Origin of the sequence: Streptococcus ovuberis (genome assembly GCF_012396585.1) — a bacterium.
GTDB classification, from domain to species: domain Bacteria; phylum Bacillota; class Bacilli; order Lactobacillales; family Streptococcaceae; genus Streptococcus; species Streptococcus ovuberis.
Window position 1 is genome coordinate 131,572 of sequence record NZ_JAAXPR010000001.1, and the last position, 21,691, is coordinate 153,262.

General features: G+C 41.0%; 11 protein-coding genes and 2 pseudogenes. 3 read left to right on the forward strand and 10 right to left on the reverse strand.

Features of this window, described 5'->3' with window-relative positions:
* Nucleotides 1-89: 89 nt before the first annotated feature.
* Both HF992_RS00565 and HF992_RS00570 read left to right on the forward strand, forming a co-directional pair.
* Nucleotides 90-2,576 (forward strand): annotated as a pseudogene (locus tag HF992_RS00565) (pneumococcal-type histidine triad protein); the annotation flags it as partial.
* Nucleotides 2,577-3,241: 665 nt separating this feature from the next.
* On the forward strand, nt 3,242-5,566 hold the full coding sequence (locus HF992_RS00570) for a hypothetical protein (RefSeq protein WP_168548125.1): 2,325 nt from the start codon (nt 3,242-3,244) through the stop codon (nt 5,564-5,566).
* A 36-nt stretch (nt 5,567-5,602) separates the two neighbouring features.
* Here HF992_RS00570 and HF992_RS00575 read toward each other — a convergent pair whose 3' ends face one another.
* Complete coding sequence (locus HF992_RS00575; RefSeq protein ID WP_168548126.1) at nt 5,603-5,794, reverse strand: hypothetical protein; 192 nt, start codon at nt 5,792-5,794, stop codon at nt 5,603-5,605.
* Between the two features lie 309 nt (nt 5,795-6,103).
* Here HF992_RS00575 and HF992_RS00580 point away from each other — a divergent pair.
* A pseudogene (locus HF992_RS00580) lies at nt 6,104-7,188 on the forward strand (IS3 family transposase).
* A gap of 717 nt (nt 7,189-7,905) precedes the next feature.
* Here the strand turns inward: HF992_RS00580 and HF992_RS00585 are convergent.
* The 9 genes from HF992_RS00585 to HF992_RS00625 form a co-directional block, all read right to left on the reverse strand.
* Nucleotides 7,906-8,742 carry an energy-coupling factor transporter transmembrane component T family protein gene (locus tag HF992_RS00585; RefSeq protein WP_168548127.1) on the reverse strand — a complete coding sequence of 279 codons (837 nt, stop codon included), beginning with the start codon at nt 8,740-8,742 and terminating at the stop codon, nt 7,906-7,908.
* Entirely contained in the window at nt 8,732-10,414 is a 1,683-nt protein-coding gene (locus HF992_RS00590; protein ID WP_168548128.1) for an ABC transporter ATP-binding protein, read from the reverse strand. The genes HF992_RS00585 and HF992_RS00590 overlap by 11 nt, the downstream gene beginning before the upstream one ends.
* Nucleotides 10,415-10,514: 100 nt before the next feature.
* The gene (locus HF992_RS00595) at nt 10,515-10,955 is read right to left on the reverse strand and encodes a GtrA family protein (RefSeq protein ID WP_168548129.1); all 441 of its coding nucleotides are present in this window, start codon (nt 10,953-10,955) and stop codon (nt 10,515-10,517) included.
* A complete protein-coding gene (locus HF992_RS00600; RefSeq protein ID WP_168548130.1) occupies nt 10,942-12,774 on the reverse strand; it encodes a hypothetical protein in 1,833 nt (610 codons plus the stop codon). The genes HF992_RS00595 and HF992_RS00600 overlap by 14 nt, the downstream gene beginning before the upstream one ends.
* A 25-nt stretch (nt 12,775-12,799) precedes the next feature.
* Nucleotides 12,800-14,839: a DUF7657 domain-containing protein gene (locus HF992_RS00605; RefSeq protein ID WP_246201192.1), complete on the reverse strand. Its 2,040-nt coding sequence runs from the start codon at nt 14,837-14,839 to the stop codon at nt 12,800-12,802.
* Nucleotides 14,820-15,755 carry a glycosyltransferase family 2 protein gene (locus tag HF992_RS00610; protein WP_168548131.1) on the reverse strand — a complete coding sequence of 312 codons (936 nt, stop codon included), beginning with the start codon at nt 15,753-15,755 and terminating at the stop codon, nt 14,820-14,822. The genes HF992_RS00605 and HF992_RS00610 overlap by 20 nt, the downstream gene beginning before the upstream one ends.
* 9 nt (nt 15,756-15,764) lie before the next feature.
* On the reverse strand, nt 15,765-18,275 hold the full coding sequence (locus HF992_RS00615) for an LTA synthase family protein (RefSeq protein ID WP_168548132.1): 2,511 nt from the start codon (nt 18,273-18,275) through the stop codon (nt 15,765-15,767).
* Nucleotides 18,272-20,020 carry a rhamnan synthesis F family protein gene (locus tag HF992_RS00620; protein ID WP_168548133.1) on the reverse strand — a complete coding sequence of 583 codons (1,749 nt, stop codon included), beginning with the start codon at nt 20,018-20,020 and terminating at the stop codon, nt 18,272-18,274. Before HF992_RS00620 ends, HF992_RS00615 begins: the two co-directional genes overlap by 4 nt.
* On the reverse strand, nt 20,017-21,681 hold the full coding sequence (locus HF992_RS00625) for a glycosyltransferase family 4 protein (protein ID WP_168548134.1): 1,665 nt from the start codon (nt 21,679-21,681) through the stop codon (nt 20,017-20,019). The genes HF992_RS00620 and HF992_RS00625 overlap by 4 nt, the downstream gene beginning before the upstream one ends.
* Between the last annotated feature and the right edge of the window lie 10 nt (nt 21,682-21,691).

Here is a 21,691-nt window from a genome sequence, read left to right on the forward strand (position 1 = left end):
TTGCTATAATCCCTTTTTTGATATATAATGAACTAGTTAATCATATAATTAACCAGTTCATTACCTTGAAAGCTGTAGAAAGGATTATCATGAAAAAGAAAAAATGGCTCCCCTTAACAGGTTTAGTTTTAGTTTGCCACTTGGCGCTGACTGCTTGCCAGACCAAGACCGCAACCGAAACTACTACAACCTCAACCTCACAAACAACCTCGTCATCCAGTAAAAAGACACCTTCTTCTGACAAGAAACAAGAGAGTCTTATCACTGAAATAAAGGCTGATGGCTACACCATCCTAGTCGATGGCCAGTCTAAGTTTGTCAAGGGGAAGGTGCCTAAAGACGCCAAATTCTCAGAAGAAACGCTAGCACCTAAAGATTATAAGCTAGACAAAAAAGATGTCCAGTATGAAGTTGAACAAGGCTACATCATTAAGCTCAAAGACCGCTTCTATTACTATCCTAAGGAAAAATCTGCTAGTGCATCAAAAGGAACTGAAAAAGCTATTCCTGGAGTTACTGTACCGACCAGCGACGGGTTCCAGCTGGCGGATGATTCTAAGATTTTGTCTAAGACCAAGGACGGTATTGTGGTCGACCACGATGGGCACTCTCACTTTATTTTCTATTCTGATTTAAAAGACACTAAGTTTGCTCACCTTATTCCTCAAGGTGCAGATCTGAGTCAGAAACCCTCTAGTACTATCGCTAGCGCCACAACACCTTCAGGAAAGACGAGTGCCAACGACGGACATCATTATGTCTTCAATCCAGCTGATATCGTCGCAGAAGATGAGTTCGGTTATACCGTTCGCCATGATGACCATTTCCATTATATTCCAAAATCCAGTCTAGGCGGTGCTTACGCTTCAGGAAAACCGGCTAATGGTCCTGCTACCAACTCTCAGGCTCCTGGTCTTGCTGGAGCACCAAGTAACCAAGCAGAAACGCCTACTGAACCAGAGCATAGCCACACTCCAATCGTTCCCGAAAAACCACACTCCTCAACATCGCCGGGCGTATCCTCGCCATCAGGAAAAATTGCAGGGATCGATCATCCGACTAGTGATGGCTTCCTCTTTGATGGTTCTGGTATCAAGGGCTGGACAGACCTAGGACTTTTAGTTGACCACGACGGGCACCTCCACCTGATTCCTAAGAGTGACTTAGCGAGGTCTAAATGGAAGCACCTGCTGAAGGAGGATACTACTAAACCAACACCTCCTACCGTGACACCAAAACCAAGTAGTCCTGAAAAACCAATAGTAACTGACAAACCACAGACACCTGAGCAACCAGTTGATCCAATCAAACCAGAAGTTCCCGCTAAACCAGAGGTATCAACTAAACCAGAAGCACCCGCTGAGCCTGAGGGGACAACTAAGCCAGAAGTACCTGCTGAGCCAGAATCTTCTGAAGCAGACATTTTAGCAGAAAAACAGGCTTACTTGGCCAAAGAATTGGGGCTGAATCCAGAGGATATCCAAATCACTGACCAAAACGGGCAAAAGCTCTTCGTTTATCCACACGGCAACCACAGTCATGCTATCGCAGCTGATAAGGTCATCATCGGACAGCCAATTGAAGATCCTCATGCTGATCCGCATGCCCATCAAGCCGTTGGCGCCACTACCTTGAAAACAATCGGTTTTGACGATGAGATTATCCAAGATATTCTCCATGCTGATGCACCAACACCATTCCCTGCAACTGAGACCAATCCTGAAAAGATGAAAGCTTGGTTGGCAACGGTCACCAGTCTGAACATCGGTCAACGCGAAAACGCCTTGAAACGCTTCGGCTTAGACCTAATGCCTAACCTTGAAACACTCGGTGTTGGGTTCACAAAGATTGACGATGTTACACCGATTTTGAAGTTTAAACAACTGAAAAATCTCTTCTTGACGGATACTGGTATCACCGATTATAGCTTTTTAAAAGAATTGCCAAATCTTGAAGGCATTGATATCTCTCAAAATGGGTTGACCTCGCTGGATTTCTTAAAAGATTACCCACAGTTAAAGACCCTTGCAGTAACCGGAAGCAACTTAACAGATATTAGTGTTTTATCACACTTGCCAAACTTAGAATCCTTAAACCTTGATTATAACCAATTAACCGATTTAACTCCATTAGCAAATCTATCAAAACTCAAGGTTGTCAGCCTAGATCATAACAAGATCACAGACCTATCACCACTTTCTCAAAAATCTGATTTAACACGGCTCTTTGTGTCACATAATGATGGTGTCAAGCTAGCAACGCTAAAAGCGCCAAACTTAGAAGAGTTAACAGCGGAACATAGTGGGTTAACCAGCCTAGGATTTCTAAAGCACTTGCCGTCTTTGGTTGATTTAAATGCCAATCACAATGCGATTTCTAGTCTCTCAGGCGTAGACAGAGCTACCAATCTCAGAACACTTAACGTTTCTGAAAACCAAATCTCAAGCCTTCGTTTACCAACTGCTCCTGCCAAACTGGAAACATTAAACGTTAGCCATAACCGATTGACCACCTTAGAAGGCATCCAGAACTTCACAGCACTGGAACAACTCAATGCCGGTCATAATCAACTGTCTAGCTTAAGTCTTAGCCAGCCCAACAAGACGATTACCTATCTCGAGGTTAATAACAACCATATCCCAGCTGAAGAATTAGAGCCAAATGAGCAAAACATTCCTAATGGGATTGCACGTAATTTCCCGTTAACGAGGGGCGGGGATATTTCAGAGAATAGCGCAGTAGCAGATAGTCCTAAAGAAGATCTCCCAACCGAGACAGATACCCCAGAACAACCCGTTTCTGAATCCGAGCTTAGTGACGTTGAAATCAAGCGGAATTATATTGCTAAGCACACCAACCTTCCAGCTGAACACATTGTTCTGATGGAGACAGACAAGGGGCAAGCCTTCCTATACCCTCACGGCAACCACCACCATGTCGTTTACCTTAAGGACATTGATGTGACCCAACCGTTTGATGATGGGCATGGTAACAAACAAACAATGCCACCTGCACCAACTACAATGGTTGATGAAGATGCTGAGACACCTGCTGATAAGATCAATACGGCAACTGCACCAGCTACAGTGGCTGATGAAGATGCTGAGACACCTGCTGATAAGGTTAATACAGCAACTGCACCAACTACAATGGCTGATAAAGAACCTGAGACAGCTGCTGACATGGATGCTAACCCATTGCCAGAGAACTTAAAAAAAAACGCCGTGAATTAGCTGAGAGTTTGGAGTTACCAGTAGAACAGATTGTCCCACTAACCTCTAACGGCAAAGTTATCGGTTTTGAGTACCCGCATGAAGACCATTTCCATACCATACTGATCTCCAATGATGAGATGGAAAAACCTGAACATCATCTTGAAGAAGAAAAAGAATTAAAGGCACATGTCAGAAAACTGTACGGTCTATTGAAAGGAACGCCTGTTTCAATCAAAAATGGCTTGGTTACTTTTGCTATCCCTCATCCTCACCAACCTTATGATCCAGCCATTGACTATTACAGCGATGAACCTGATCCAAGATTTGATGCAGGTCACGTTCATCCTTACGCTGTCGCTCTGGATCGCATCGAAATACCTAAGAAGACTGGCAATCCAGAACTTGATTACGAAAATGAGTTACTTGCCTTCTCTAAGTTAAGTGGCATTCCTGTTAGTCGAGTTAAGGTTGAACAAGATAAATTCTTTGTCCTACCTGGTCATGACCATGACCACTATATCAATATCCTAAACGCTGAAAAAGGCTTAAAAGCCTACAAGGAAAATAGTCTCCCTGAAATCAAACCACATTTGGCTGTCGGGGACTTCTCAAAAGAAACCGTTGAAGCAGAATTAGATCGCATCCAAGAACTGGCTAAGGCTACATTTGACCCGGAAAGTTTAGATTATCGTCGAGTTTTACGTGTCTTAGACCAGCAGAGATCTGACATCGACAGCGGCTCTAGGTCATCAACACAGGCTTATCTCGAAGCTCTAAAAGACTTTGAGAAACGTCACATACTAAAAGAAACACCCGATGTTTCTTCTGAAATGGCCGAAAATCCTTTAGAAGAGCGTTATAACCAATTATCTGACCAAATCAAAAAGCTAGGCGATAAAACGCTGAAATCCTATGGCAGTGAGAGTTCAACCTTGATAGAACGCTTAAAATCTGCTACTATAAGCGAAAATCTAACAGATATGGATCAAATCGATCATTATCTCAAGGCAATTGCCCGCACAGAAGCAGCCCCTAATGATCACTTACCACGTGTGGCCTACATGGACTATTTCTTGCGTCATGTTGATAGCGAGTTCTTGCCTACTGATTTAAGAGAAACAGTCGCTGAAAAAATCTTGGTTCTTAGGAAAGACGAACGCAACCAAACCTTTCGAACGCAGCTAGAAGAGCTTGTTAACTTAAAAAATCAAGTGAAACAAGCCATTGAGCAAGCTCAAAAACAGCCTGTTGAACTTAAATCGTCGTATGAAGACGTTAACAGAGCAAAATATGATTTAGTGGGACATGTTAACCACTGGGCAAATATTTTCCACTACGCCATCACAAACGAAGAAAAAGCAGATGGTCTTGACCGTAACCTTCAAGTTATTCCTGCCATCCAACCAGAAACTACCCCAAATGAACATCAACCTGTCACAACCGAGGAAATCCCTGAGACACCTCAAACAGATAAAGAGGACACTCCAAAGACTCCAGATAATCCCTCAATACCTAGTCCGAATGACACTGAGAAAGAGAATGACAGCCAGACACCTCCTTCAACAGAAGAGCGTCAGGCAAAACTGACCAGCTGGCTAAACAAGCAAACCTCAGAGGTTATCCGTGATTACAATATTGATCAAAAAATCTGGCTTGAAGCACTGAATCAAAAGGATGAGGCTATCTTAGACCGATACCATTCTTACAGCTCTGCCATTGATCGTATCGAAAGTCAAAAGAATGACATTGGAGCTCGGACAGCACATATCGACTATTTCTTGCGCCATATCGAGGGTGATTACTTGGACCATCCTTTACGTCAGAGTGTGGCAAACAAGCTTATCCAGATTCACACAGGAGATTCTTGGGATTATAAAAAATCTCTAGCAGAAACGGTTGACTTAAAAAATAAGGTAAAATCAGCACAGATGGCTGCTAAAACTTACGAGCTGTTGGACAGCCCTGCTTATCAACAGTATATGACCGAAAAAGAGGATTTAGTTTCTTGGGTAAACCTGAGAAGGGATCATTTTATCAAGCGACATTTGATCACCGAAGAAGAGCTAAAAGAAGGATTTGATCAAGAAATCGTCTACGAAGTTGCTAAGACTCCTGCCAAACCAGCAGAGGCTTCGCTATCCGAAAAAGACCTTGAACAGCCAGTTGAGGAAAGTGGTAAATCAGAAGAGACCGTCCCAGTCGAACCCGTGGAAAACAAGGACACTCAGCCCGACGAATTGATTGAAAACCGTCATCATTTAGAGGAAACTGTGCCTGATACAGATGATTCAGAGACCAGAGCTGAGATATCTGAGGATAAACAAGACGAGGCTGAGGGAGAAGGCATCTGATATTTACATAAACTCTCAGAAGCAAACTAAGGTTCGCTAACCTGTATAATCAATCATAACGACACCTTTTACTTCTCTAGCAGAAAGATCAAACAGCTGGTACTCTTTTAAAGAGTTACCAGCTGTTTCTTTATCCAACTCCAAAAAACTTATGAACGGATAACGTCCTCCACCTAAACGCATGACAAAATTATCGTTTTCGGATAACGTAGTCTCGTCACCAGCCATAATTCGGAATGATATTTTGGGATGATTGTAAAAACTGAAGATGAGGCATGGAAGTCAAAAGCTGTGAGACTATTTTTAAAAATAGACCCTTTGTAAGTTAGTTGACCAAAACTTACATCTGGAGGCGAGGCCTAGACATGAAGAAACAAAGTGGTTTGAAAAGGCAACCCTTTTCTGCACACTTTTTATAACGTGTTTTTGGTTAAGCGATCACTCGTTTAGCCATGGGGGTTGGTATGAATCGGTTTCACTAAACTAGACAAAAGAATAAAGTGTTCTACACTGAACTTAAGAAAAGAGGAATCCTTTATGTCTAGAAAACCACGTCGTCACTTCACGGATGATTTCAAAAAACAAATCGTAGACCTTTACCAAGCAGGGAAAAAGCGTCGTGAGCTCATCAGAGAATATGAGCCGCTAACCCCATCAACCTTCGATAAGTGGGTGAAACAATCCAAAACAACTGGTTCCTTTAAGACCGTTGATAACCTTACTGCTGAACAGCGCTCAGAAAACGAAACAAAGAGCTTGAGATGCAGGTTGACATCCTAAAGCAAGCACAGGCGTTATGGAGCCAAAAGGGAAATAATCACCGCTAATAAAGATAAATACAACATTATGGCCCATGGCCGTTACTTAAACATCCCGCGTTCTAGCTATTATTATAAAGCCACTGAGCCCGTATCTGAAGCTGAACTTGAAGAAAAAATCAAAAGTATTTTCCTTGAAAGCAAGGCCAGATATGGTGCTAGAAAATCAAGAAGTGTCTAGAAGCTGAAGGCATCTAACTCTCTCGTCGTCGGATTCGGCGCATCATGAAGCGTCTAAATTTGGTCTCTGCTTACCTGAAAGCCGCCTTCAAGCCTCGTTCTAAAGGGAAGAACGAGGCTAATCTCTTAAATCGACAATTCGACCAACACTAGCCTTTAGAAGTCCTTGTCACTGACTTGACCTATGTCCGTGTTGGTAAGCGATGGGCTTACGTTTGCCTCATGATCAACCTCTTTAATCGTGAAATTATTGGCCTGTCAGCGGGCTGATATAAAACGGCGGATTTAGTGAAAGAGGCTATTCAAAGCGTTCCTTATGCTCTGACCAAGGTCAATCTCTTCCACTCGGATCGTGGAAAGGAGTTTGATCATCAGCTAATTGATGAGATGCTAGCGGCCTTTGAGATCACCCGTTCTCTTAGTCAAGCTAGTTGCCCTTATGACAATGCCGTGGCTGAAAGCACCTATCGGCCATTTAAAATTGAATTTGTTCAACAGGAGAATGTTCATACGCTGGAAGAGCTCACCCTTAAAACGAAAGACTATGTTCGCTGGTGGAACCATCATCGTATTCACGGCAGCCTCAACTATCAAACACCGATGACTAGGAGAGTGATTGTTTAAGAAAAACACTTTATAATTTCTGTACAGAAAACGGTCGCCTTTTCAAGTTTATCGCAGCAGAGATGTTTTTTACTTTTTTAGAATTTTTCTCTTAACTTTTTATATAGAATGTCTCCTCGTAAAATAAGTTAATGGAGATATTTCAATCCCAAGTGTAACCAATATTATCGCTTGACTATTGCAAGGTTTTCCAGAACAATAGAGTCTTGGAATGGACTCATGGTTGTCTCTTTGTCTCCTTGCCAAAAAGTCCATCACCGTTATTGCCATAGCCATTTCAGTTTAAAGTCGTATTAAAAAAGGCCAAAGTGGCGCATGTCTTTCTCCTTCGGCTACATGGCCTTTTAGAGTCTCTGATTTTACTAAATGTCCCACTAGTTCTAAAACAACTCTATGCGCTCTGTCGCTATTGTAAGACTGCCTAAATAGAAATGAATCCTGATTAAAATTTAACATCTGAATACACTGCTTCTTCAACGATTTTGGGATTGGCATATGTCAAAAAATAGTTAATCGATGACGCTACATCACCCAGATTTTGATTTTCGTTTGGTCTTATCAACGATAAACGATTGTCACGCTCACAAAAACACAGCCTGATCGTTCCCACTTACTTAAGGGAACTGATCAAGCTGTGTTTTTAAGGATTTGTACCTGCTTAGTTATCCCAGACTACTAGGAGTGTCGTTCTTATCGTGATCCACTATTGAATACTGATCAGACAAAGGGATTGTAAAAACGACTACCATTGTATACCATCAGTGCTACTGTCAGTGCCAGGATCAAAAGACCTACAGCTAAAACCAATTGATCCAAACTAGACCAGGACTGACTCATATACCAAGTTCTGCTCTTATTTTTCCCAAAACGACGCAGCTCCATGGCTGTCGAAATAGTCTCAATCCGATTTAAAGAGCTGAAAATCAAGGGCAGAACAATCTGCAGATTGCCTTTGATGCGTTGACGCAAGGTGGCCTTTTGAGACAATTCCAAACCACGTGCCTCTTGGCTTTTTCGGATCAGGAAAAATTCTTCCTGCAAATCTGGAATATAGCGCAAGCTCAAACTTACCGCATAAGCCACCTTATAAGATAGCCCCAGTTGGTGAAGGCTTGCTGCCAACTGACTCGGATGAGTCGTCATCATAAAAACAATCGCCAAAGGAACTGTGCAAAAATACTTAATCCCCAAGTTGCACAAATAGAAAAGTTGCTCCGCTGTTAGCGTAAACCGTCCCCATCCCTCCCAGAGCACCTGACGCGTCCCGTAGAGGGTTACCCCATATTCTGGACTAAAAAGGTAAACGGTCACCAGATTAAGCAAGGCAAAAATGCCAATAAAACGTAAGACAAAGCGAACCTCACGAAGTTTAATGCCAGACATCTGGAAAATCAAGAACCCCAAAAAAGCAATCAAAAGCAAAACGCGCGTGTCGTAAGTCACCATGGCAGAGATAGATACCAAGATAAAAAAGAGCAGTTTACTGGAACCAGACAGTTGATACAAGACACTGCCACCTGGTCGATAGCCAAGAAGATTGTGATTAGTCGCCATGAATCGCCCTCCTTTTCTTGTAAAATGCCGTCAAAGCAGTCGGATCAACCGCCAAACGCTGAGCCAGGGCAAAAATACTCGTCTCTCGCAAATGGGCCTTAGCAACTAAATCCTTATCTGATAGGACCGACAAGGGGGACTGATCTGCAATCACCTGACCATCTAAAACAACCAGACAGCGGTCGCTATGCTCCAGCATCAACTGCATATCATGAGTGATCATGACAATGGTATGACCAGCCTCAGCTAACTGATCTAAGAAGCTCATCATCTCTTGGTAATGAGCTTGGTCCTGACCAGCTGTCGGCTCATCAAGCAGAATCACTTCTGGCCCTAAGACCAGAATGGAGGCAATCGTCACCCGTTTCTTCTGCCCAAAGGACAAGGCAGAAATCGGCCAGTGCCGCATGGGATAGAGACCGCAGACCTTGAGCACCTCAAAGACCCTATCCTCTATCTGCGCCTCCTCCCAGCCACGCAAGCGCAAGCCTAGGGCTACCTCATCATAGAGCTGGGCCTGGCTGATCATCTGATTAGGATTTTGTAGGACATAGCCTATTTTTTCGGCCCGCTCCTTGATTGAATCTTGGCTAATATCCTGTCCGCGCCAAAGCATTTCTCCATCTGCCTGGATGAATTGGCAAAGTGCCTTAGCTAGAGTAGACTTGCCAGCACCGTTTTTACCAACAATCGCCAAACGCTCGCCTTTTCTGATGTCTAGGTCAATCCCTTTCAAAATCAGCTGGTCATCATAGCCAAAGGTAGCTCCTCGCACGCTTAAAAGAATCTCATCCCTTTGTTCAAAATCCAGAGCTTTAGCTACCAATGCAGGCTTTTCAAATAAGGACAAGTCCAGATCAGAGAGCCGGTCTAAAGGTTGGTCATCAGAGACTGGATAGGCCAAATCACGTAAAACGGACAAGTAAAGTGGCTCACGAATCCCATGCTGAGCTAACAAATTAGATGCTAGGAGCTGATTAGGGGCACCATTGAACACAATACACCCATCTGCCATCAAGACAATGCGATCCAACTCCAGGGCTAGAACTTCTTCTAAACGGTGTTCAATCACTAAGGTGGTCGCTCCCGTTTCTTGATGCATCTGCTTAATCAAGGCAATAGTATCCAGCCCAGTTTTCGGGTCCAGATTAGCCAATGGCTCATCAAGAAGCAGGATCGGACTCTCATCAATCAAGACCCCTCCCAGACTGACCCGTTGCTTCTGGCCACCAGATAAATCCTGGGGGCGGTGTCCTAGCAAGTCCCGCAATTCCAATCGTTCTGCCCAAGAAGCAACCTGTTCTTTCATAGTAGATTGCTGGATCATGTCATTTTCCAAGGCAAAGGCCAAATCCTCAGCGACCGATAAACCGATAAACTGACCATCCGTATCCTGTAAAACGGTCGAAACCACTTGCGACTTGTCATAGACCGACTGTTCAAAGGCCGGCTTACCTGCCAACAAAAACTCGCCAGACATCGTGCCTTGATGAATGGCAGGAATAATACCATTCAGCAACTGGCCAAGTGTCGACTTTCCAGAACCAGAAGGTCCCGCTATTAACACCTTTTCGCCTTTCAAGATTTCCAAATCGATGGCTTTCAAGGTTGGCTCAGCCTGAGCATCATATTGAAAAGAAAAATTCTTAAAACTTATCATCGTCTCTTTCATCACCTCCTATTGTAAACTAAAAAGGCTGAATTGTCAGCCTTTTCTTCTCTTAAAAAATTCTATAGCCAGTTATAGTTTTGGAATATCTTCCCTGAAATGATCAATCTTCTGCTGGCTTTTTAAAGACAAACCACTTACTAATAATATAGTTCAATAAAATAATGAGAACTTGTGCAATCAAGGTTTCAATCAGATTAACTAAATCCAACTGCTGTCCAACAAATTGACCAATAATTTGAGGGTATTTTTCAACCAAGAGATAGGCCAGTGCCAAATCAAGAAAAAGCGTAAAAAGTCTAGCTCCGACAAATTTCAAAAATCGTTGTCCTCTGCCAACCTGTTTTTGCTTAAAGACAAAACGGTCATTGGTAAAAAAGGCAAAGATTACCGCAACAGCATTCGCTAGAACAGCAGACACAGTTGCTTCCCTTAAAAATGTAAAGAGAAGTGTTCGTGACACTGTATAAACAAGAGTAGCTAGCACCCCAAAAAACAGATAGATAAAGACCTCACTCTTTATAAAGTGTTTAATAATTCTCATACTTCTCCCCTACTGCCCTTGTTTCAGGACTAACATTGCCTTTTAAAAGTAGGCAAATATTCGAATAACCTAGTTTTATAGCCATCCAACAACTAAAGAGATTAGCCAGCGCAAACAATAAATAAGCAGATGAGGCATAAAATCCAATTACAATATGGTTGGGATCTGTTGTGATCCAGCGAGAAAAGAGAATAACCACAAAAATATTGAGAAAACCTGTTAAAGCCAACCCTAGAATGGTCAAAAGGATGGTTAAAGTCTCCTCTGATAGTTTCCACTTCCTAGAGACACAGTCCTTTAGCAATAGGATAAACCCCAAATAGGATAGGGGAACAGCTATAACGGATATAAATCTATAGATAGATACAATTCTTTGTTGCTTCCTATAGTTTTTTTCTCTTTGTCTCAAAATACGACGATTGTTGATAACGTTAGTATTAGCAAGAGAACTAAGTTCTTCATCGTAATCCGTATAAGAACCATCAAACCCTAGTGTTTTAAGCTGATTTTCTGTTCTAGGTAAAGCAGTCGATAATAGATCTTCGAAGAAGTCTATGTCTCCAGCTGTAAAATCTGGGTAATCCAAATATTTCTTCTCTAAATCTGTATGGCTATATAAAGAGATATTCCAGGATGCTTTCAAACTCATGATGATTGACTCCCAAATATCTCGCAAGTGGAAAGCTCCCGTTTGAGAGGAAAGATATAAACCAGGTTTTTTGGTAAGTTTTCCAGTCTCAAAAGCAGTCGATAATTCTTCGTATACTTTTTTATAAAATTCATTGGTCTTTTGAGCATTATCCCTATAATATCCAACTTCAGACAAGGCATACCTTAGCGCCCACTGGCTAATATCTCCACGAATATCAGTCTCACCTCCAGCCCATAGACCATAAGCCGATAGGATAATATCTTCTTCTGTCCTCATTGTAGGACTAGCCTCTAAGGCCATCTCAAAAGCCTTGCGAGAGGCCCAAACATTGGGATCTGTTGTCTGACCATCATCTATTTTATACAACAAACTCATAACCTTTGGAGAATAGGTCTGAGTTTTATCATTCATAGCATAGATGCCATAATGATGGTAATTAATAGTGGACACAATGTTATGGATTAGTAAAATCCCTGAGAAAGGTAAAACAGCGATCAAACACCGTATTAACAATCTAGGCAGTCTTTGCCTGTTTTCAATCACCTGACAAAGGATAATAGTAAAACTTACTGCTACCACAAAAGGGATTATCCAAACGGAATCTTCTCGCAAGGTCCAGAACATAGCAATAGAGAGAGCAGCCCCCATTGACCATATTATCTGCTTGGAGATTGAATCGTTACGCCTGATAAATAAGGCAAGCATACAAGAGACAACCATTAAGAAAACCCACGGCACTAAGGCATTTCGATAAACCCTATAGACTGCATCTTGATTAATTGGTATAAAAATAATGATAGCGTAAAATAATAATAATAACTTGTTATTCCTAACCAAAGGAGAAATCGCTCTTATGAAAAGATAGGACGAACCAGTAATCAGTATACCATACAAAACTCCATAAGGGATATGTAGCCACTTACTTAAACCTAGGAAAAAGGGAAACCCAATATTTTTAACCAAAGTGGTATAGAAATATTTATCACCCATCCACTCCCAAGCTGCCATACTGGCTCCTAGCTTCATCTGCATGATATCATCATAACCTGAGGTGGCAAATAAAGCCCAGGGACTTCCTGCTATTAAGGCAATACGATAGATAACAAGTACGATCAGTAGCCCCCAGAATAAATAAGGACGTTTTAGTTTAAATCTTGAACTTATCAATATAGCTCCCCTTTATTTTCTATTCTTACCTATTCCATTCGTAAATTTTATTCGAATCTGAATCCTGATAAATTTCTTTAAACGATGAACCAAATAAAGCGTTCAAATCTCTATCCGTCAAAACGTAATCAATCCCAAGTCGCTCAAAATCCTCAAGACTTAACTTAATATCTAAAACATCTGGTGCTGCCCCCACAGAAATCTGCGTTTTATCCGGAGACACCGATACATTCATATGGGCATAACGATTCCACTCTGATTCAAAATCTCCATGAGGGTCTAAAATTTTCATCAATTCTAGGTCAGGATAAAACCTAACACTATTAATCGTTTTTGCTCCAAACATTTGAGGATAATTATAAGCTTTATTTTCTGTAAGCCAAATGCCTTCTTGATTTTCTTTTACTAGGGAATCAATGCCTCGCGTTAACTGTTTATCCTCAATAACAGCTAAACCTTTTACAACAGGATTCACTGTCATACCACTAAGGGCAATCAAAAATGCCATGATAGAGCCAAAAATAACTTTCTTTTTAAATAAAACAGCCAATACAGCAAAAAGAATGAGCATCAGAAATAATAATAGATAGTTTTTGCCCAAAAAACCTATGAAATCAGCTTTTTTTATAAATAAAAATCCCAAAACAGCTACTACGGCTGTAACAATGAAGCTGGAAATCTTTAAGGCTCTCCGTTCGTAACTCCCCCAAACCAAAGCAATAAACCATAAGGAAGCAAAGACGCTCATAACAGACATGGCTTGCCATGCCCTTCCTCCAGTCACATAGCTAAATAAACTTACTTTAGCAAATAACTCAGGAATCCCAACAATCGCAAAAGCTGCCAACAACAGACAATAAACAGTTAAGAACAGACCGAATACTTGCTCTCGCTTAACCTTCTTATGAAGCACAAAAGGTAATAGAGGAATTATGAACGGAAGTAAATTGACAGAAGATGCTGCTTCTACCTGATTTGTCCATGTCGGAATTTTGAAAGGAAGGATAAAATTAAGCAATAAATCAGAGAATCTGGACATCTCTAATTCTCCCCCAAGAGAGACTCTGCCACCAGGATAAACAGTGTTTAAGGTAGCTGATAAGGCATCTAAACTCCGATAAAGCGTCCATCCTACGATACTCATCGCAGATAAAAGCGTCAAACTCATTATAATAAGATCACTTCTTAAAACCCTTCTATTTCTTAAGGCTGAAATAAATTCTATAAAGAAGAAGATAGCAATTAAGTAGCCAAAGGGGACTTGGAAAGCAGGATAGATGACTAGCACAAACCCAATAATGGATGAACTTAGTCCTATTGCTAAAAGACATTTGAATAATTTACTCTTTGTTAGAAAATAATGATGAGTTCCTACCATTATCGCTAGAGAAAAGAAAACAATATCTCCCAAATGCTGCATAAACCACCATTGGATAGCGGGGGTAAAAGTTATCCAAAAACTACCAATCACTGATAAAAATCGGTTTTTCTTAGTCAAAATCATGGCAAATTCAAATGATAAAAGCAACATTCCTAATAATTTGAAACACCAATACCAAGACAACCCTCTAGAAGCACCTAGAAAGAGAAACCCCCAATTAAAAGGTTTCCCAAATACTGAAATATCCAAAACTGGAGAATTATAGGCAAGAACCATATTCATCCCTGAAAGTCCATAAGTTGGATTATTGAATTGGTTACCTGTTGATACCTGCGAAATCGCATATGGCGTTTGAACTAACCACTCATCTGTCCGAATCATTCGTGGAACACCTACTACCGTTCCGTCAGTTCGAGGAGGAATAGAAACCCAGTTTTTAGCAATCTCTATCCAGTCAGCGCTATCAGAACCAGAAAAATCATTAAAAGTTACATTTTTTTCTCCTGAAACCATCTCGGAAACACCAAAATTGTTCCAATTTCCGATCGAGCTCCCGTGTAATTCGAAAGACACACCTATTATAAATAAAAGAAGAGCAATTAGATAGCGCCATTTTAGTAAGAACTTTGATAACATCTGCAGAAATGATTCAACATCCAACACTTTAGCTTTTATTTTTCTCATAATAGTCGTAAACCTTTAACTCGTACTGCATACGGTTCTGACGAACCAGAGTATCCAGAATGAATCCAGCAATAAAGGACAAGGCTGCTAAAATCATGAAACCAGTAGCTAATATTGCTGAAGGCATTTTTGCAATCAGGCCTGTCTGGGCAAACTCACTGATAACAGGTATTCCAAAAAGCAATCCAAACAGGAAGAAAATGAGGGTCACTAAGCTAAAGAACAAAAGAGGCTTGTAATCTTTAAAAAGATTAAAAATCATCCGTAAAACTTTAAAACCATCTGAGAATGTATTTAGTTTTGACTCACTGCCTTCTGGGCGATCCTGATAATTAATCGGTACTTCAACTAACTTAAACCGCTTGTCCAATGAATGAATTGACAGCTCAGTCTCAATTTCAAAGCCAGGTGAAAGGACGGGGAACGTTTTAACAAATAAACGATTAAAGCCCCTATACCCCGTCATAATATCCTCGTAGTTGCCATTGTACAGTTTATTGATTAAGGTTTTTACCAAATGATTTCCAAAGCCATGGAAACCACGTTTATTTTCCTTGGCATATGTACCATTAGAAAGACGGTCACCAATGGTCATATCTGCCATCCCTGAACGTAACGGTTCCAATAATTTTTCAACCTCTGCTGCTGGATAAGTATCATCTGCATCAACCATAATATAATAATCAGCATCTATCTCTCGAAACATAGAACGCACTACATTTCCTTTTCCCTGTCTAGGTTCAAATTGGACAATCGCTCCTGCCTGTCTAGCTAACTGATTGGTTTTATCCTTTGAGTTATTATCATAGACATAGATATCCGCTTGGGGTAAATAATATTGAAAATCTCTAATAACCTTTTGAATGGTCACTTCTTCATTATAGGCAGGCAATAATACTGCAATCTTTTCTGTCATTTTTTATCCTCATTTCTTTTCATTAGGGAGTAAGAAAAAATTTTTATAATCTCTGATATAACCTCTACCTACAGTTATATCATATTGGAGTAGCATTAGGTCATGAGCAATCTGATCATGTTCAGGATTATCAGCTGGTGAGCTAATACTCGCTTTTTCTAGCACTCTTGTCAGCAGGGCATAGTAAGGAGAGACTTTAGAATTGGTGTGGTCCAATAAAGCTGCAGTAAAATCGCTAGAATTAAGGAGAGGGTAATCGCGTTTCTCCTCTTTCCAATTGCTCCAGATAAAATAGTCTGTCTGATACTGGCTATTCGGATTTTCAGTAAACAAGCGTTCAGGGTAAAAACCAGGCAAGTGATCCCCATAAAAAACGACAGTAATTTTTTTATCAATTTCGCTCAAACGCTCTAAAAACTGCTTTGTCGAACGATCCGTATGACTAAGGAGACGAGAATATTCTGTTAAGGTATCATTTTCTTTTTCTGTAAACCCTTCTCCTTGGGCAACGACTTCCTCTGGATTTCCAACAGACCACGGGGCATGATTTTGCATAGTGATAACAGAGAAAAATTGGCTCTTATCTGCATTTAGGCGTTCTAAGATGTTATCATAAACAGTTTCATCGCTGACACTAACGCCTTGTTTTCGAATATTAGAAAACTTATCTTTAGAGCCTTCCCAAAAAACTAATTCTCCAAATCCTAAATTGCTATAAATGTTATATCGGTTATAGTTACTTGCCCCTGAAGGGTGAAGGACGTAACGGTTATCGCCTTCAAAGGCATCGCTAATCGATGGAAAGACGCTCATTTTAGGAACCACTTCCGAGTAAAGTGTCGAAACAGTTGGCGAAAAATTATAAAATGGCAAGCCAGTTAAACTTTGAAACTCCATATTGGCCGTTCCACCACCATAGCCATCAGATTGCATGATACCACTAGTTGTTGTTGCTTTAATTTGGTTAATGTTCTCTAACACATCCATCGAAACAGTTACACCTGGTACCCTTTTTGGATTAGATAGACTCTCACTAAGAACATAAATCACAGTTTGTTCAGAGATAGATTGTTCTCGCTCTTGGTTGATCTGAGCCGCCTCCATCTCGTATCTTTCTGCTAAATTAGCAATTGCTTCAAAACTATAATCATGAGGCTTTTCCATCACAGGATTAGTCAACTGCTTTACCCAAATATACATCAAGGATTTATATCTTGCATTTGTAGCAAAACCTAGATAATCAATATGGATGCCATTATTTAGTTTCGAGAGAATTGGGATACCTTCCTGGATGTTTTTATCTTTTTCTGACTGAAAAATGTAGAAAACTCCTATAAAAACCATAGAAACTGAGAAAACTATTGCTAATTGCTTTTGCCATGTGCTATATATTTTGCCAGGAACAAGACGCTTTCTTAGCAAATAAGCTAAGGCAGCTACAAGCAATAAAAGAGAGACTAAGTAGTAGAACAAATTTTTGTCTACAAAACTCATGACCAAGTGAAGTTCCTTCAACCAAACAAAATCGGTAATCAATAATGGCTCGTTACGCATGGCCATTTTGATACTGTTCGCAATGGAGAGGACTGTTCCTAGTCCTAAGATTAAAATGGAAGCAGAGAAATATTGGTTGATGATGGAGTAAACCACCACTGCTAAAAGGAATAGGATAATCAGCTGAAAGAGGCTAGCACCAGGAAACAGATAATAGCCGAGTAGGTCTACTTTTTCCTGAACCCCTAGTTGCAAGGTATAATTGAAAACCAAAGCAAAGAGGGCACTAGTCGCAATAACCAAATTGACACTTGGTCGGTTATGCTTCAAATCTCGCAGGCCGTTAAGGCAGGCATTAGCCAAAACCACAAAAGCCAACAAGCACATAAAGACCAAAATAGCTAAAAGAAGCACAAAAGAGGGGAATTGTTGTGCATTTAAAAATGGTGCCAAGTTGTCTCGAATCTGACCTAATAACTGACTATCGTGAAGGGCTATGGAACCAATTAGACAAGCTAAGATAAAGTGATTGGATTCATATTCAGGTAGGTAACGCTGGCTTTTCCGGTGGAGCCCCAGAGCCCTGAAGGCATATTTAACAAGAAAAGCCAGTAACACTATGAGGCTAAGTGTCGGTAGAAAATTTGTCTCATAAAACCCATTCTTGCTCCAAGCTTCCCACTTAAAGTCGGGATTATTGATATTTCGTGTCACGAGGAGAAAATAAGAGGAGACCAAATAGATCAGATAGCCAATTCCTACTTTCAAAACATCCTTTGGAACAATAAATTTGGATAATTGAACCACTAGAACAAAAAGCGTTAGACTATAGATTCCCCAACCCACCTGTTGCCAAAAGAGCGGTAGCTTAAAAGCTTGATCCTGCACCAAATGATGGGCCATGAGAACAAGGTTCAACCCAAAGGTTGACAGGGCAACTAATGGGTAAAATAGGAGGCTTAAATTTGCCCGAAGGGCTAGGATTAACTCTTTAAAGTTTTTTAAGTTCTTTACGTAATCTTTCATCTTTTTAATTTTTGTATCAAGCGACGAATAATATACTTAACCGCTAAGGTCGGTCCGACGATAATGTATTTTAGGGCGCCACGCAGGCCACCGATATGGTCAAAATTGATAGACGTTCGCGGAATATCGTCGCGTTCATTCAGTAATTTGTTGTCAATAAAAGGGGTCAGTTCGATCGGGTTTTTGGCTATCCTAAAATCATACTGACGGTCCCAAGCGATATAAACCAGCAAGCGTTCAATCGCATGAAGAACGGAATTTTGTGGCAGAGGCTCAGCAGGAACATCTGCTTCCTTCAGTTCCAAATCAAACAAGGGCCTTAACGCATCATATTTGAACCAGACAAATGTCCCATAGCTCATGACAAAGGTATGCATGGCTTGAAAGTCAATTTCTTTCTGGCAACCCATTTCTTTCCAAAGACGATTCATCTCCGGCGCAATGTTATGCTCATTCCAGGCGTCTACAATCTTATTGTATCTAAAAAAACTTGGGATATCTGCGATAACAATCCCTAACTCCGGCTCCTGCTCCAAAGTTTGTAGGATGTTATTAGCAGGCTTGATTAACATGTCTATCAACTCTGTCCGCCAAGACTCTCCTGCCCAAAAATCAGCTTCTTTGGATTTTTTGGTGTGAAAATGTCCTACGTAATCATAGGTCTCCAACTCTTTTTTTAACCTTAACATCGGTAGGACATCTCGACCGATATTGCCTGTCAAACGAATCTGGGCAGACCGACCATAGTCGGCTAGTATAGCTTCAATGTCTACTTGTTTCGCCTGATTATCTGTTGTAATCCATAAATCATAAGCGAATGCAAAACTTTCAAAAGCCCTTAAAAACTCTTCCAGAAGATCTGTGTAAAAGACATGCAGATGGACAGCCACTCGTCCTAAAATGGGCTGTGTGATGGCTCTAGGCTGTAAATACTTTCTAGCCAGAAGATATTTACTATCCGGATGACCGATCATAGACATATGCCTGACGATCAGGTCAACAGGGTAGGCTGTTTCCCGCTCAATCGCTGACAAAATGTAAGGCATAATGTGTTGATTGGCATCAACCGTTTTGACCTTGATGAAGGGCACTCGCTTGTGAAGAATAGCCGTAGGATGGTAGTAGGAAAAATCAGGATGAAGCATACCGGTGACATCTTCTTGAGTCGTATCAAAGACCGCTCCATACTTAAACCCACTATCTAAGAGCACTGTTGTCACCCTTGTCTCATAGTGATCAATGACATCTTGGACATCCGTGAAGTCTTGAACAGACTGCCAAAATACCTGAAAGACCTCCGACCGCACAACCTTACGCGAAAAGGACATAAAATAGCTCTGGATATGCTCCTTAAACCGCTCTGTCTCCCGAAAATTCGTCATGCCCCAGAAATCGACTGCCTCATTAGTTTCAAAGCGTTGGTAGGTACTTGACAAATCATAAAGCGGACCAAAACAGGTATCATTCATGATAGTCACGCTATCATAATCTTGCAACCGTTCAAATCCCACGCGCTTCATTCCATCACGCCAAGCTGCAAAATCATAGCCCGAATTCTCTCGTTGCAAAAAATCATCTGCCAAGTGAGCTTCCAAAAGTCGGGACTGATTATCTAGAGAAAGAGGGCTATTTGAAATCACCAAGACATGCTCAAAAAGCGGCCGCAACTGCTCCAATTGGTACAGTACATGCTCACTGATGTCGTGGTATTTATTAAAATGAATATAAAGCAATAAACGCTTCATTTCTTTCTCCTCAATAAATTAATAAGCTTCGTCGTGTATCTCCAACGACGGGAAGAGATGAGGGATTGAAGATCATTGTTTGCCTCAATTAGCTGAGCTTTGAGGCGCTGCTTGTCTTGGATAAGCTGTTTTAACTCTTCGTCAAAGGTCTTCAAGGGAACTTGTGCGTAGTGAAAATGCAAAGCTGAACCATGCAAGGTCGAAGTATCATACACGACTTGGTTATCCTCTGTCAGAAACAGATACCCACTTTCCGTAGCAATGGCTGTACTATGGACAGGTATCAGAGATAAAGCAAGGTTATCTGGATACATTGCAATCTGGTAAAGCCCCTCAGGAAAATCAATCCTGATATAATCTGCTTCTCCCACCAGAATGTCAATGACATCCTCTTTACGGTAGGGGTAGGTGTCAATCTGGTAATAGGGAGTCACATTGCTATGGTAAACTCTAATCTCTTGAGCTGCTATATGGTCTAACAACTCCGGCTCTACCTGCCATCCCAGAAGGCTAGCCAAACCTGTCACAAAAGGTTTTGAAGTGTAGGGAAGCGGACCTTCGATAGCCTGGACGAAGACATCACAGGTCTTATTGAGGGTGTATAATTCACGGGCATCTTCCCGATAATTCCTAGCGAACTTCACTTTTTCTCTAAAGGAATCCAAAAATTCCTGAATTGTATGCGCAAGTTGATTTTTATTGCCGAGTTGATAAAGCTGTCCAGCCTTTAGTAATTGATAGACAGTTTGGTGCCCCAAATTATTAGATACAATAATTGGTAAACCATTAAGAACAGCCTCCACATAGACTAACCCAAAAGTTTCTTGATGAGACGGTAAAACAAGGAGATCTTTGTTCGTCAATAATTGCCAAGGATTTTCCTGATAACCCAAGAAACGAATGCGATCAAGACCGTTTTCTTCAATATAGGCATCCAATATTTTCTTGTAGCTCTGGTCCCAATTACCAATAAACACCAACTCAAGGGACTTATCTTGAAGCTCCTTATAAGCCTGAATCAATTCCAGTTGGTTCTTACGCGGGTTAATCCCACCAATAGATACAAGACGGTGCGTGTCCGATTCAATTAATTCAATCGTCTCCATATGCGAATAAGGAATAAACGGCAGAAGCTTTTCGCTAGAAAAATACTGAGATAGATCTTCAAATAGTTCACCTGTCACTGCAAAAACCTTATCTGCCAAAGCCTCTATCAAGGGAATTTTTTCTTTATAATACCCAAACTCTCCATAAGGAAACTCATGGATAATCACATGGTGAGGAACTCCTTCTAAAGCAGCTGCAAAGGCCCCTTGAAAGACATTGATCGTATTTGAAATGACTAGGTCAATTGACTCAGATTGAATAATCTCTCTAACTTGGGTAATATTCTGATGCTGATAAGCAAAAATAGAAGGTTTTTCGTAGTCTTCAACAAGATGAGCTTCCTGCCACCACCAATGTTTGCAGGGCAACTGAAAGAGTTCAATCCCTGATTGCGCCATAAAATCAATATAGGTCTGGTCTGATCCGGCACCATTGTCAGGAATGACATTATAAACGCGATGACCTCGACTAGCCAAATAAGCCATCAGATTAGTTATTGCGACTTCTGCGCCACTAAAAAATGCTCCTACTGGCGACACAAATAATATTTTCATACCAAACCAT

Excerpts from the sequence above, each read along its gene's own strand:
- HF992_RS00615 (WP_168548132.1), bottom strand. The coding sequence starts at position 18,275 with ATGAAAGATTACGTAAAGAACTTAAAAAACTTTAAAGAGTTAATCCTA.
- HF992_RS00620 (WP_168548133.1), bottom strand. The coding sequence starts at position 20,020 with ATGAAGCGTTTATTGCTTTATATTCATTTTAATAAATACCACGACATC.
- HF992_RS00595 (WP_168548129.1), bottom strand. The coding sequence starts at position 10,955 with ATGAGAATTATTAAACACTTTATAAAGAGTGAGGTCTTTATCTATCTG.
- HF992_RS00610 (WP_168548131.1), bottom strand. The coding sequence starts at position 15,755 with ATGACAGAAAAGATTGCAGTATTATTGCCTGCCTATAATGAAGAAGTG.
- HF992_RS00605 (WP_246201192.1), bottom strand. The coding sequence starts at position 14,839 with ATGAGAAAAATAAAAGCTAAAGTGTTGGATGTTGAATCATTTCTGCAG.
- HF992_RS00625 (WP_168548134.1), bottom strand. The coding sequence starts at position 21,681 with ATGAAAATATTATTTGTGTCGCCAGTAGGAGCATTTTTTAGTGGCGCA.
- HF992_RS00575 (WP_168548126.1), bottom strand. The coding sequence starts at position 5,794 with ATGGCTGGTGACGAGACTACGTTATCCGAAAACGATAATTTTGTCATG.
- HF992_RS00585 (WP_168548127.1), bottom strand. The coding sequence starts at position 8,742 with ATGGCGACTAATCACAATCTTCTTGGCTATCGACCAGGTGGCAGTGTC.
- HF992_RS00590 (WP_168548128.1), bottom strand. The coding sequence starts at position 10,414 with ATGAAAGAGACGATGATAAGTTTTAAGAATTTTTCTTTTCAATATGAT.